Origin of the sequence: Daejeonella sp., from assembly GCF_037719425.1 — a bacterium.
Taxonomy (GTDB): Bacteria; Bacteroidota; Bacteroidia; order Sphingobacteriales; family Sphingobacteriaceae; genus Daejeonella.
On sequence record NZ_JBBJNI010000114.1, the window covers coordinates 1 to 14,003 of the forward strand.

14 protein-coding genes are annotated in these 14,003 nt (G+C 42.4%); 3 read left to right on the forward strand and 11 right to left on the reverse strand.

Annotation, left to right across the window (positions count from 1 at the left end; genetic code table 11):
* Positions 1 to 693, reverse strand: a 693-nt coding sequence (locus WKF69_RS14130; protein WP_340382721.1) for a PAS domain S-box protein, incomplete at its 3' end; no start/stop codon positions are given.
* Between the two features lie 364 nt (positions 694 to 1,057).
* On the opposite strand from WKF69_RS14130, the gene WKF69_RS14135 reads away from it, so the two are divergent.
* On the forward strand, positions 1,058 to 1,543 hold the full coding sequence (locus tag WKF69_RS14135) for a CHRD domain-containing protein (RefSeq protein ID WP_340382722.1): 486 nt from the start codon (positions 1,058 to 1,060) through the stop codon (positions 1,541 to 1,543).
* 153 nt (positions 1,544 to 1,696) lie between these two features.
* Here the strand turns inward: WKF69_RS14135 and WKF69_RS14140 are convergent, their stop codons facing one another.
* From WKF69_RS14140 to WKF69_RS14150, 3 genes are all read right to left on the reverse strand, one after another.
* Positions 1,697 to 2,467, reverse strand: coding sequence for a hypothetical protein (locus WKF69_RS14140; protein WP_340382723.1), 771 nt, complete (start codon positions 2,465 to 2,467; stop codon positions 1,697 to 1,699).
* A 377-nt stretch (positions 2,468 to 2,844) separates the two neighbouring features.
* The gene (locus tag WKF69_RS14145; RefSeq protein ID WP_340382724.1) at positions 2,845 to 3,693 is read right to left on the reverse strand and encodes a VOC family protein; all 849 of its coding nucleotides are present in this window, start codon (positions 3,691 to 3,693) and stop codon (positions 2,845 to 2,847) included.
* A 66-nt stretch (positions 3,694 to 3,759) separates the two neighbouring features.
* Positions 3,760 to 4,545 (reverse strand): AraC family transcriptional regulator, encoded by a 786-nt coding sequence (locus WKF69_RS14150; RefSeq protein ID WP_340382725.1) that lies wholly within the window; start codon positions 4,543 to 4,545, stop codon positions 3,760 to 3,762.
* Between the two features lie 248 nt (positions 4,546 to 4,793).
* Between WKF69_RS14150 and WKF69_RS14155 the strand changes: the two genes are divergently transcribed.
* A complete protein-coding gene (locus tag WKF69_RS14155; protein WP_340382726.1) occupies positions 4,794 to 5,597 on the forward strand; it encodes a DUF1206 domain-containing protein in 804 nt (267 codons plus the stop codon).
* Positions 5,598 to 5,741: 144 nt separating this feature from the next.
* Positions 5,742 to 7,967 (forward strand): catalase/peroxidase HPI, encoded by a 2,226-nt coding sequence (katG, locus tag WKF69_RS14160; protein ID WP_340382727.1) that lies wholly within the window; start codon positions 5,742 to 5,744, stop codon positions 7,965 to 7,967.
* Positions 7,968 to 8,207: 240 nt separating this feature from the next.
* Here the strand turns inward: katG and WKF69_RS14165 are convergent, their stop codons facing one another.
* The 7 genes from WKF69_RS14165 to WKF69_RS14195 all read right to left on the reverse strand — a co-directional run.
* Positions 8,208 to 9,206, reverse strand: coding sequence for an alpha/beta hydrolase-fold protein (locus WKF69_RS14165; protein ID WP_340382728.1), 999 nt, complete (start codon positions 9,204 to 9,206; stop codon positions 8,208 to 8,210).
* 150 nt (positions 9,207 to 9,356) lie between these two features.
* Positions 9,357 to 9,722: a DUF2200 domain-containing protein gene (locus WKF69_RS14170; RefSeq protein WP_340382729.1), complete on the reverse strand. Its 366-nt coding sequence runs from the start codon at positions 9,720 to 9,722 to the stop codon at positions 9,357 to 9,359.
* A gap of 2 nt (positions 9,723 to 9,724) precedes the next feature.
* Positions 9,725 to 10,303 carry a dihydrofolate reductase family protein gene (locus tag WKF69_RS14175; protein ID WP_340382730.1) on the reverse strand — a complete coding sequence of 193 codons (579 nt, stop codon included), beginning with the start codon at positions 10,301 to 10,303 and terminating at the stop codon, positions 9,725 to 9,727.
* Positions 10,304 to 10,383: 80 nt separating this feature from the next.
* Positions 10,384 to 10,986 carry a CDP-alcohol phosphatidyltransferase family protein gene (locus WKF69_RS14180; RefSeq protein WP_340382731.1) on the reverse strand — a complete coding sequence of 201 codons (603 nt, stop codon included), beginning with the start codon at positions 10,984 to 10,986 and terminating at the stop codon, positions 10,384 to 10,386.
* 178 nt (positions 10,987 to 11,164) lie between these two features.
* Positions 11,165 to 12,091 (reverse strand): serine hydrolase domain-containing protein, encoded by a 927-nt coding sequence (locus WKF69_RS14185; RefSeq protein WP_340382732.1) that lies wholly within the window; start codon positions 12,089 to 12,091, stop codon positions 11,165 to 11,167.
* A complete protein-coding gene (locus WKF69_RS14190) occupies positions 12,081 to 12,623 on the reverse strand; it encodes a serine hydrolase domain-containing protein (RefSeq protein WP_340382733.1) in 543 nt (180 codons plus the stop codon). Before WKF69_RS14190 ends, WKF69_RS14185 begins: the two co-directional genes overlap by 11 nt.
* A gap of 171 nt (positions 12,624 to 12,794) precedes the next feature.
* Positions 12,795 to 14,003 (reverse strand): sulfatase-like hydrolase/transferase (locus WKF69_RS14195; protein WP_340382734.1); only part of this gene is annotated, 1,209 nt, incomplete at its 5' end.

The window sequence follows — 14,003 nt, forward strand, 5'->3', positions numbered from 1 at the left end:
AGACTTTATCGAAACCAGAACAGAATTCAGGCTGTGAGAAATTCTTACCTGATCTGTATCAACCGGAAGCCTTTCTTTCTGGATCAAATTATCCACCGAATTATTCAAAATTTCACTTAGGCTGTCCGTAGTCGTTTTTAAAACTTCTATATACTCTCTGATCTCTGGGTCGCTTATTTTGTTGACATCCAGAAGGCTTAGTAAGGAAATTAGATTATTTACCGGTGACCTTAGGTCGTGAGACGTGGTATAATTAAGATGTTTTAATTCCTTATTTATGTTGGTCAGATTTGCCAGGTGCTGGATCCGTTCCTCCTCAAGTTTTTTCCTCGCCGTAACATTTTTGGCTATCGCATACACCAGCTTGTCTTTTGGAGCGGGCATCGAAGTCCACGACAGCCAGACGATCTCACCATCTTTCGTTTGATAACGGTTCTCAAAATTGAAGAGAGGAACGCTATTCAAAACGACTTCCCTCGAAGCTTTAGTAATTATCTTGTCTTCATCGTAGACGAAGGTGCTGATAGGCTGTGACAGAAGCTCTTCGCTAGTATATCCGAGCAGTTTGGAAACTGCTGGGTTAATTCGCCTGAAATAACCATCATAACTGGCTATGCACAGCAAATCGGGGGATAATTCAAAAAAATGTTCGAATTTGTACAACGGATCCGATGGCTGATCTGGGTCATTCATACTGTCATTTGGTAAAATGCTTGTATAAAGTAAACGAAAAGTTCCTGATATCTAAGCATTTTTCGCTCATGATCCTCAACGAATTATTTAACATCTATACCGTTTTGAAATACTTAACTGATAGACAGTCTCTAAGCTGAAAAATATGTTCTTTTAAATGCATTTTGCATCGTGGATTTGATTATCATTGTTATATTTAATGATCGAAAAGACGTCTATGAATTAATTTTATTTCAAGCCGGGCGATTAGGTATTGCTCTCCTTTGACTTTCCTTTGTACAAACTCAGTAAATATGCAAGCAACCCTTTTTTGAAAACCAACGTACTCGTAGTAACCAAACCAAAAACAAACTAAAATAATTTTATGAAAGCTATTTTTAAAAACCAATTGCTAACGGTATTTGCCTTGTGCGCGATACTGACCACTTCCTTTTACGGATGTAAGAAAGATGATGACGAACCAGTCGATAACATGAAGAGAGTGACTGTTACCCTTAGCGGGGCTCAGGAAACACCAGCCATCACAAGCAGCGGGACCGGCTCTGCCAAACTGATATTTGATCCTGTTCTTAAAACCATTAATTACAACATGACCTGGACACTGGGTTCATCATCGGCAACCACAGCGAACATGCACTTTCATGGTGCTGAAGATGGTTCAGATCTAAAAAATTCGGCTGTTGTGTTTGGCATTACCGGATTTACAACTGCTAATACCGGAACAATTTCTGGTACAACCATAGCCTTGACCGATGTTCAGGTTGCACAGCTTTTAGCAGGTAAGTGGTATTTAAACATCCATAGCTCAACTGTCACAAGTGGGGAGTTAAGAGGCAATATCAAGTTCTAATAGACCTCAAATATTAAATTAAATGAAGTGGCAGGATCTTATGATTGCTGCCACTTCGTTTTGTTGGACCTCAAAGAAGTAACATTTGATGATGGAGGCATACACCCCTTCGAAAAGGTATTATAATCCGTTATACAATCTCTGGATTATGTTTCAGATCATATCAACTAATCCGTCAAGCATATGGTCAAAAATAGGCTCGCATTTTTCTTTACAGCAGCGATAAAAATGGCCATGCTTCCATTGATCTGATTTAGGAGATAAGCCCCACCAGAATTCAGTAAGAGTGATCGGTGTCATGTTGTGCTGGAAAGCATATTGAAGCAGCTTCGGCCCGGCGCATTCTCCGGCTCCGCTGGGAGGATTTTTGTACTGAGCTTTTTTGAAGATATTCGTCAGACTCTTTTTCTCACCAGCCTGATTCAGGAAGAAATAGTGATCGAATATTTGATGCTGCAGTGAGTTAGAATGGTTTCTGCGTCTCAATTTAAGTATTTTGATCTGATCTTCGTACCCTGCGGGTTTCCTTTCCTCAATCGCCTTAATTTCAAGATTTATCTGGGTAAGGGCTTTCATTCCCTCATTTACAAAGCTTTGGTCTGTAAGGCCATCGAATACAGGCGGGACAAATTTACTATGCTCATTACCGCCAGCCAGTTTTCCCGAAAATGCAGCGAGATAGCCGAGCTCATTGTGTGAGTTTTTTATAACCAGGACGCCAAACATCTTTCCAATCACTGCACCTTTCTGGTCTGGTGTTAAACCAAAGTTGTGATCCCAATCTGTTTGGGTTTTTAAATAATGTTGCAAATGTTCAGCAGCATGCAAGGCTAAGGGATGTGGCGTTGATTGTAGCACAAAACTTTCCGGCAGGGGATAAGAGTTGGCCGATTCATCAAATGGTATGAAGAATTTATCTTTCAAAGCCGAACTCACCTGTTTTGAACAAGGACATGTTTGGAAAACAACGGTTTCTTAAGGTTCATGGCAATTAAACTTGCGCAGCAAATATACAGTACTTACAAGCCTTGCATCAACTAACATTCTTTTTGCGAAGAAATAAATTTCTATCTATCTGATGTCTTCGTATCTCGGAGATTAAATTCCGCCGCAGTTTAAATCCTGGTACATCACCAATTAACGCCATCCAGATAGGTGTAACGGGATCGTAATTGAGCCATCTGGGAATAACAGTTATCATCGGCCGGATGTTTCCCCATTGGTTACAAATTAGGCTATCCAGCGCCACACGATTTAGACGTAGGGTATTTTCTGAGGGATAGAACCTGCAGACTCATTTTCTATATCGAGGATTGTACAATTTGTTCAATGTTCAGCTTCCGCATAGACATAAATGCCTGAGCAGCTTTGCCCGCTTTTTTAGGATCACTCATTATTTTTCCAAGCACGCTTGGGATTATCTGCCACGAAACCCCGAATTCATCTTTTAGCCACCCGCACATGCTTTCTTGTCCATTTTCCGTAAGCTCTTTCCAGTAGAAATCTATTTCCTCCTGAGTTTCGCAATACACCGTTAGCGATATGCCTTCTGTAAAAGTAAAATCATGAGCTGCGGCGCTTTCCATCAACATCATCTTTTGTCCGTTTAGCCCAATTTGTGCGTGCTTTACTTTGCCTTCTTCGCTAGCGGACTCGGTTGACTCATACCGAAGGATGCCGTCCACTTCCGCGTTCTTAAAAATAGAAGAATAATGCGCTATAGCTTCATCGACCCTCCCATATTGTTTGTTGGTAAACATCAGGCAAGGACTTATCTTTTGTCCTACATCACTTATCTTCCCTAATGCCAGCTGCCATGAAATGCCAAATTTATCGTTTATCCATCCATATTTCTCTCCCCACGGATACTTGTCCAGGGCCATTAATACTTTGCCTTCATTGGCTAGGGTGTTCCACGCATGCTCAAGCTCTTTTTTATCTTCGCAGATCACGTAAAAGGAAATAGACGGATTAGGCTTGTACATAGGCCCGCCATCAAGAAGGATGAACTTATAGCCTGATACTTCTATTTCAGTTACTATAGGTGATTGTGAAGTGATCTTCGATTTCTCAAAAGCTGAGCAATATAATGTAGCTGCTTCTTTTGCCTGACCATCAAACCACAGGCATGGCGTAATTTGTTTGTTCATATTATTGTCTTTTGTTCATAGCAAACCTATGAAGGCGTCTGACTATAGAATAGAATAAAACCGACATTATTTCCCTTTGCCTGTTAAGCCTTTCTTTAGATAATCGTTGGGTGTTGTTTGAGCAAATTCCTTGAATGAGCGGATAAAGTGGCTTTGATCTGAAAAGTGGTTATCAAAGGCAACATCCGACACTTTGCTGAACTGCTTTGACCGCAATTGTCCGAACGATTGTTGAAACTGGCAAATGCGCCTGAATTGAGTTGGCGTAACGCCTACGAACTTTTTAAATATTCGCTGAAAGGTTCGCTCAGTAATATTTTGATCCTCAATTACTCCAGCCATAATATGTCCGCCCGGATTATTCATGATCTGTTCGGTTGCAGATTGAATGATCTTACATGTCCTGCTGTGCTGGTTTAAATACTCAAGTATTAAATTTTCGATGACCTCCTTTTTTTGTGTCGTAGAATCTGCATAAGCTATTTGGGTTTTAATAGAATTGAATTTATGGGGACTCAGGTGAGAAAATTCTACAGGTGCGATCTTTAAGTCCTTTGCCGAAATATTGAACAATGCTGGCAATACAAAGGGCTTAAAAAACCAGGCAATAACAGTAGTCTTCTCATCGGTTACCCAGCATTCAGGAGGCGCCGACATCCCGTAAAGTGTCAATTGCACAATTCTCTCAAATCCAGAGCTCTGGTCTTTCTTCGTTCTGCAAAAAAGGGTAGGCAATCCGTTTGTGAATATCGGAAGATCTTGAGAACAAGATTCAGAGAATCCTTCGATTATCAGAACTGTCCTTACATATTCTGTAAGCAAACTGTTTGGAGTAGTGTAATAATGTCTCAAATTTCGATGGCATAAGCGCAAAAGGCGGCCGATATCCCACCCACTGCTCTCCTAAATATACACTATTTGTCGACCCGGTTTCCACCGAAAATGAAAACATGCGCCATACTAACCCGGTCAGCTTATCGACAGGGGTGGTTTGCAATATGAATGGAACATCTTTAAATGCTGGATCTGCCACACAAATACCCTAAATGATGGTTATAATGTTTTCCTGCATCAAACTATCTCGATCGTTCTAAATAAATATGAAGTCAAATACATTAACGCGCAATATGAAGCCAATTGCCAGGGCAGGGCTTACAGCCAAAGGAATCGTGTATGTTTTACTGGGAGCTCTGGCTTTTATGGCAGCGTTCGGAATCAATGGAAAATCTTCCAGAAACACCAGTAAATCGGGAGTTTTTGATTTTATCTACGATCAGCCTGCCGGAACCATCCTGTTGTGGGTGGTGGTTTTAGGTCTGGTGTGCTATTTTATATGGCGTATTATTCAGGCTTTTGCCGATACAGGGAATGAGGGGAAAGATATGAAAGGATTCCTTGTCAGGGGACGATACCTTTTTAGCGGGCTCGTCTACGGTTCGCTCGCTGTACAAGCATTTAACATGCTTGTTTTTCGCAAAAAAGGCTCCGGTAACAGATCCCAGGAAGCTACTCAGGAATTGCTCTCCAAGCCTCTTGGACAGTGGCTTGTAGGGCTTGTTGCGGTTATATTCCTTGCGGTAGGTATTTATCAGATCTACTACGGCCTATCTGAAAAGTATCGTAAACACGTTAATAAGTCTGTCCCAGCCAAAGCAAAACCTATCTTTTTGAGCGCGGGAAAAATCGGGTATGTGGCAAGAGGCATAGTATGGCTGCTATTTTCTTATTTGTTTTTCCAGGCCGCACTCAGCTCTAATTCATCTGAAACTGGTGACACTCCAAAGGCTTTTAGTTTGCTTAGTCATAGTGACTATGGTACTTATTTGCTTGCCGTTATTGGGATAGGGTTAATTTTTTACGGACTATTTAACTTCGTAAGGGCTCGTTACGAAGAGTTTGGATAAACCTCCCTTCGCCGCGGATATTTCATGTGCTACCTATAGTTGTTCATATCTCATAGATTTTCTCTATACCGTCATCAATTATTCGAATAATCACTAGCCAATGTTTATTGTAGATTTGAAGATCAGACTTTAAACCTCATTAACATGCAAGATAATCCTCAAGCGCACCACGACGCCAAAGTTGGCGATATGAACACCGAAACTGCCGCAAGGTGCCCTTTTTCCAGCGGCGCGCTAAAGCACAGTGCAGGCGGTGGCATGACAAATCGTGACTGGTGGCCAAATCAGTTGAACTTAAACATCCTTCGTCAGCATTCGACGCTTTCTAACCCGATGGACAGGGATTTCAACTACGCTGAGGAGTTTAAGAAACTTGATCTGAGCGCTGTAAAGAAAGACCTTTTCGATTTGATGTCTGATTCACAGGATTGGTGGCCGGCAGATTATGGTCACTACGGCCCTTTCTTCATCCGTATGGCATGGCATAGCGCCGGTACTTATCGCATCAGTGATGGTCGTGGCGGAAGCGGTTCAGGTTCACAGCGGTTTGCGCCGCTTAACAGCTGGCCGGATAATGCGAATCTTGATAAAGCCCGTTTATTGCTGTGGCCCATCAAGCAGAAATACGGAAAGAAAATATCATGGGCAGATCTCATGATACTTGCCGGTAATTGCGCGCTGGAGTCTATGGGCTTTGAAACCTTTGGTTTTGGCGGCGGTCGTGAAGATATCTGGGAGCCTGAGCAGGATACCTATTGGGGCGTTGAGAACGAATGGCTGGGCGATGAGCGCCATGTTGGTGAGCGCGAACTTGAGAACCCTCTTGCAGCTGTTCAAATGGGTTTAATCTATGTAAACCCGGAAGGTCCGCATGGTAATGCGGATCCGATTTCATCTGCGCGCGATATCCGCGAGACTTTCGGTCGCATGGCTATGAACGATGAAGAAACAGTTGCCCTGATTGCCGGTGGTCACACATTTGGTAAAACTCACGGTGCTGCCGATCCAAGCAAATATATTGAGAAAGAGCCTGCAGGTGCTGGCATTGAAGAGCAAGGCCTGGGCTGGAGAAATAGCTTCGGTACCGGTAATGCTGGCGATACAATTACCAGTGGACTGGAAGGTGCCTGGACTACAACTCCAACTAAATGGAGCAACAATTTCTTTGATAACCTTTTCGGCTTTGAGTGGGAGCTTACCAAGAGCCCTGCGGGAGCAAGCCAATGGAAACCAAAGGACAATGCCGGTGCGGGTACTGTGCCGGATGCACATGACCCGGCAAAAAAGCATGCACCGTTCATGCTTACTACAGATTTAGCTTTATTGATGGATCCGAATTACGGGCCAATTTCAAAGCGCTTCCATGAGCATCCTGAACAATTTGCTGATGCTTTCGCAAAAGCATGGTTCAAGCTTACTCACCGCGATATGGGGCCGAAAGAAAGATATCTGGGGCCCGAAGTTCCCCAGCAGGAGTTGCTTTGGCAGGATCCTGTCCCAGCAGTTTCTCATGAGCTGATAAACGATCAGGATATTGCTGATCTTAAAGGCAGGATCTTATCGTCCGGTCTATCTGTTTCTCAGTTAGTATCGGCCGCCTGGGCATCGGCTTCAAGCTACCGTGATTCTGATAAACGCGGAGGCACTAATGGAGGCCGTGTTCGTTTGCAGCCTCAGCGTAACTGGGAAGTTAACAACCCTGCTCAGCTGGCTGCTGTTCTGCAGAAGCTTGAGTCAATCCAAAAGGATTTCAACAAGACAGTTTCCATTGCCGACCTGATCGTTCTGGGCGGATGCGCTGGTGTAGAACAAGCTGCGAAGATCGCAGGTTATGATTTACAGGTTCCGTTCACACCGGGCAGAGCTGATGCATCACAACAGCAGACAGATGTTGCATCTTTTTCGGCATTAGAACCTAAAGCAGACGGTTTCAGAAACTATCAGCAGGGCCATCACACACCCGCAGGAGAAGAGATGCTGGTTGATAAAGCTCAATTACTGACATTGACGGCTCCGGAAATGACTGTTCTTGTTGGTGGCTTGCGTGCCCTGAATACCAATTTCGATCAGGGAACTCACGGAGTTTTCACAGATCGTCCGGGCACTCTGACTAATGACTTCTTTGTAAACTTACTTGACTTCCGTACTACCTGGAGAGCAACTTCAGATAATCAAAAGGTGTTTGAAGGCCGTGATCGTAAGACTGGTCAGGTGAAGTGGACAGGTTCTCGTGTTGATCTTATCTTCGGTTCAAACTCTGAACTTCGCGCCATTGCTGAGGTTTATGCTTGTGAAGACAGCAAGGATAAGTTTGTAAAGGACTTTATCGCAGCCTGGAGCAAGGTTATGAATTTAGGCCGTTTTGAGTAAGTAAACTGTGGTCAGTAAGCGTAGTCAGTATTCGGTATTCGGTGATCGGTGGGTCAGTACTGATTACCGGTTACCGATTACTACTTCTACCTATGCTTTTCTAACAAATTCCGATTTTAAGGCCATTGGCCCGAACCCCTCTATTTTGCAGGAGATATAATAGGGAGTGGAGGTTCCGGCTTTCGTGTGTGTTTTGAAGCCACTTAGCTCCTGACAAAAGTCAGTGGGTTACAGGTCTGCCTATTTCCCTTTATACCCTCTCCACGTCCAAACTAACGCTTCAGCAAGTATTTGTTGAGTCACTTTAGGATCGCAGTGTTTGGTGCCGAGACTGAATACATAGCGGTAATCATAACTTTTTGCCTTGAGTGCATTGGCTGTGCGGTCGTTAGCCATTACCCAATTGTGATATCCGTCTTCAGGTGCTGTAGCACCCAGGTCTTTGTCTGATACCTGCATGAAAATGCGAAGAGGTTTCTTTTGAGAGCTCTGGATAATCTTCATACCAGAATGGTATTCCCAGGCTCCAAGAGGATAGATCTTTTCCTCGGGTGCATCATCATCCTGCTGATCAACAAAGGTCCCGGAAAAGGAAACAATACGGCGAAACAGGTCCGGACGGAACCAGCCCATCGATAGCGCTGCTGCCGCTCCTGAGCTGCATCCTAATACGGCCTTACCCCACGGATCGGCAGTAAATGCAATGTTGGGGTATTTGGCTTTAATATCTGCATTATTCAGTACAGCAGGCAATACCTCATCATTTATAAACCGGGCGAAGCTGTCGGACATGGTATCATATTCGAGGCCGCGCTCGCTGCCTTTGCCGTCATTGCCTCCATTCTCCACAGCAATAGTGATGAAAGCCGGTAATTTCTTTTCAGGAATCAGGTTATCGACAGCATTACGAATTAGGGGCAGGCGGTTTGGACCGTCGAGCGTAACGAGTATAGGCGCCTTTACGCCATTTTTATAAGCAGCAGGTATATAAACAAAGATCCTTCTGTTTTCACGTACAGCTTTTTTAGGGTCTAGAGTAGGGGCATCTCCGCGGAAGATCTTACTGTCAGCAAGCCGCATGGAGAATTCGAAAGAGCTCCCTTTGGGTTTTCCCAGATCTGTTAAATTTGGATCGATCTTATAATCGGGGCCGATGGTTATTCTATCCTGGGCCAAAGATGCGTTCGAAAGGGTAATAAGTATCCCTAGCAAGCCTACCAGCCGTAAGTGAAATTTCATATGTAATGGTGTGATTACCAGTGAAATTACAATTTTTATTACTTTCTGCTTTGTAATTTTATGCTTTGCTCTACAAGCAGCAACTTAAGGGGGGTTAAAATTCTGTTAATCGTTACCCTGTCCTCAGAAGGCAAAAATAAACTATCTTTTTTAAGTGCTTCTTAGGATATTTTCCATCTTTTTGCCGTTTGCTAATTCGTCCACCAGCTTGTCCATATACCTTACCTGTTTGGTGAGGGTATTTTCGATATCTTCTATCCGGTAGCCGCAAATCAATCCGGTTATCAAATTAGCGTTAGGGTTGAGATCTGCCCGCTGAAAGAATGTTTCAAATGTAATTTGCTGGTCTATCAGTTCTTGCAGTTTCCTGTCATCGAATCCCGTTAACCACTTAATTACCTGGTGCAATTCTTCCTTTGTCCTGCCTTTCCTTTCAACTTTTTTGACGTAATGGGGATAAACAGAACTAAAGGTCATTTTTGCTATCCGGTCATTATGTTCAGGTGTTGTATTCATTGCTATTGTCTTTCTACCTTATAATTCAGTTCCGTTACTCCGCAATTAAATTGATGGCTATTCACCAGGTTTAATTTTATTTTCTCTTTAATGTCTGTAAACAAAGGAATGCCGCGCCCAAGGATAACCGGATTAACAAATAGCCAGTAGCCGTCAATTAAGTTCAGTTGAATAAGTGAATGTGTTGCTGTCGGGCTGCCAAAAACCAGAATGTCACTCCCGCCAATGGGGGATTGTTTTATTTCATTTATTCTGTCCGAAAGGTTGTCGCTGATAATTTTTGTGTTAGTCAGGTCCGCTTCTCTCATGGTTTTTGATAAAACAACTTTGTGAACCTTACTATACCACTTTGAATGTTCAATGTCGTGCTTGCTGGCTGTTGGGTTGTCTGCTGCGGTAGGCCAGTAACTTTCCATCATCTGGTAAGTTACCCGTCCATATAAAGCAGTGTCGCCTCCGCTTATCCGCTTACCGACATAATTAAAAATTTCGTCATTAACTATAATCCAGTCCATTTCTCCGTTCGGTCCCGCAACAAAACCGTCAAGCGATATGTGCATAAATGAAATCAATTTTCTCATAGAGTTCAGTTTTTTATTTTTATCTGTTATTGGCTTTTCAATGACACCAAAATATCCATAATTATTCGTGTCGTATTTTACTACCCGTTAAACAACTTATGACGCTCAATTTCCTGCCCCTTCCGGAGTTTAAGTGCATGATAAAAAGTAGGGACGTCATGTGTCCACTTCTTTAATGTTGAAATAATTGCAATAATTTCCAGCCGTGTTACCAACCCAACCCAAAAGCAGATACTAAATAAAATTACTGATTGGCATTGTAAAATTATTTGTACCAGGGTGGCAAAAAGCAGCAGAGTCCAAAACTTCGCACCAATGGAATGGGTGGCGATCTCTTTTCTAAATTTCAAAAAACAAACCACGTAGGCTAGGCCTTCAAAGGCTAGTAATATTATTAATTGAACTGAATTTGCTTTAAAAAAGCCCGGGCATTGGATATATGTAGCAATCGCAAATGAAATGAAGAAAATCTGGTCGATTGTGGAATCCAACCGCCGTAAATTCTCCGTTGAAATATTTAACCGCCTTGCAATTATGCCATCGAAAATATCAGTTAATAAGCCAACAGATAAGAATGTAATTGCAATATATCGGTAATTGCTCACCTGGTAAATGCTTAAAAATATTATGGCCAGCCCCATTGCAAGGCGAGAATAGATTAAGATTATGGGAAGCTTGTTCATGGAGGATAAGTTGGAGTTTTCCGGAACTTTTGCCTGGGTTTTGCTAAAGACAAGTATTCAGAACTACGGCTAGGTTTCATTCGTCAAGGCCCGAATCGCAGGACTGTATAAGTGATTTTTCTAATTTTGAGCCCCACTATTTGATACCAATGTTAGCAGCCGTTGAAGAAATATATTCCTATGAAAAATAAATCTGTGATATTTTACCATTCTTTCCAATGCTGATGGTAAAAAGATAAATATTTTCACCCAATTGTATCCGGTATCGAAGCACGTCTATTCCTTCCTTTTGTTCATGGTCAGATAAGAGAAATGTTCCAGTTTTTCCAAAAGAGTCAAACCATTCCCATAAAGACTTACTGGTAGCTGTTTTTAGAAAAGCGTTCATAGCTGGTGTGAATTCTACGGGGTCATAACGTCCCTTTAGCAATTGTGAAAAAAGAGCCTTTAATCGGTCTGTTACTATAGGTGACGGGTCACTGATCGCCATTGGTCTTTTCAAAGCGGGTATATACATCCCGGCAATATCCAGGGCTAGCTGGTCAATCATCTTATCTGCATGGTTGGTCAGTATGACAATAGTGAGCGTATCGTCCGGGAAACGATATATCACAGACGAGAAACCCAATGTGCCGCCGCTGTGCTGTATAATCCGATGACCGTGATACCTATCAGTAAACCAGCCATAACCGGAATTGTAAGGAAGCAAACTTCCGTCTTTGTCCTTTGCAGCCCGCCACATTTGCTCAAGCGTCGCCTTTTTCACCAATTTCTCTGAATATAAAGCAGCGTCCCACAAAGCCAAATCTTCAACAGTAGACAACAGGCTCCCCGCAGAAAATCCTACAAACGGCCACAGAACAGTTTGATTTTTATAACTATTGTCCAACCAGAGATAACCAGCCGCACGGTTCAGCACAAGTTCTTTTGTGTCGGTGTTTCGTGTGTGGATCATGCCCAGTGGCTTGAAAATACGTTGTTCTAAGAAATCCCAATAAGTTTGTTTACTTTTTTGCTCAATAATCAACCCCAGTAAATAGTAGCCGGTATTGTCGTAGGCCCAGGTTTCCCCAGGTTTAAATTCCTGTGGCAGCTTAAAAAACAATTTTTAGAATGTCTTTCTTATCAGGGAAGCCTTCATGAAAAAGATTGGATTTAAACACGCCAAGATAGCCTGGTACAGCTACATGATTTTGGATACCGGAGGTATGTGTCAGCAAATGTCGTACAGTAATGTTTTGCCAGCCGCGGGGCGCAGCTGGGAAAAGTTGGGTTATCTTATCGTCTAAGCTCAATTTACCTTCTTCCACGAGCATCATTATGCCCATAGAAGTAAACTGTTTTGTCATTGACCCAATTTCATAAACCGTTTTAGTGGAGGCAGGCACGTCTAATTCCAGGTTTGACATTCCATAGCCGCCGCTCTTAATAATTTTACCTTGCCTTGTAACAACTATTGAAGCACCGGGGATGTGAAGACTTTCAATATTTCTTTCGATAAAAGAGTCAATTGAGTCTGGTTGGGAGAGTACAATAAAGGGGTTGAAGACAACAACAATAAAGCTGAAGAATACATTTCTCATCAAGAGGATAGTTGCCTCTCTATTCTTTTTAATATAGTATAATGGATGTGTCATTTATGGCTGCTAATAGTACGGCCTGACGATGTGGCGGAACTGGAAAATCGTCAACCCGTAACTGAAACTAAATTTATAAATTAAAGTTCATTGTTTATTCAATTGCACAATGTATTTGCCTACTGGAACTGAAGCCAATTAGCTAACCAAAGGCTGAGAGGCATATAAAATTTATAACGGAATCGGTTGCAGGACAGTCTTTTCCCATTTAGCATATTTTTTTTTCAAGCGAATAAAAGTAGCTTTTTGTTCTTTTTTAAGGTCAAATCTCTCACCCGGGTCAGCAAGCAGGTCAAACAGATATTCTCCTTTTTCATCTTGTAAGTATTTCCATTTTCCATCTCTTATAGCTTTTTCTTTAGCTCGTTGAAATGTGCGCCAGAAAATTGTTCTTTCTACCGTTTTTTTCTTCTCAGTCATTATTGGCATAAGGTCTATACCGTCTAATGGGAAGTTACTGTTTGCCTTTGCTTTTCCAATCGATAAAATAGTAGCTGTCCAGTCCATAGTAGTCGCTACCTGCTGTGTAGTAATAGCAGCATTAATTTTGTTTGGCCATCTAACAAATGCAGGCACCCTGATTCCGCCTTCCCATAAAGAGTTCTTTGCTTTTGCAAGGCCTCCGTTGTCAGAATATCTTTCTCCACCATTATCATTGGTAAAAAATACAATTGTTTGATTGGCTAGTTGCTTATCATCCAAAGCCCTCATGATTTCTCCAACTCCATCATCTAAACTTTTCATCATAGCAGCATAGGTAGATGCAGAACCCCCACTTCTAAAGTCTACCGCATCATCATAAGGCTTATCTGCAGGACCTTGCCAAGGCCAATGAGGAGCATTAAATGTAAGTGTCAGAAAAAATGGTTTGTTGTGTTTCTGTTTAATAAAAGAAACTGCTTTTCGAGAAAATAAATCAGTCAGATAGCCTTCGGGATTTACAGGTGAATCATTTTCATAGAGGTCATGTGTTCGTCCATCACCTTTATGCGAGATATAATCGGCAGCACCGCTATGAATGCCGAAAAAATAGTCAAATCCATTATTAACGGGACTGTGCTTGGGAAGAAATCCTAAATGCCATTTTCCGATTAATGCAGTTTCATAACCGCTTGCTCTCATTAAAGTGGCTACTGAAGGGAATTCGGGAGTCAGTCCAAAAGTGCTATCTCTTTTGGTGGGAGTAAGTGGCTCAATTAATCCAACAGGCGTTTTTGCAGGATAACGTCCGGTCATAAAGGCTGTCCGTGTCGGTGTGCACAGTGGGCCGGCTGAATAAGCATTAACAAATTTTATTCCCTGCGAGGCAAGTTTATCCAGGTTGGGTGTTGTATAGTCTTTACGACCATAACCACTCAAATCGCTATAACCCATATCATC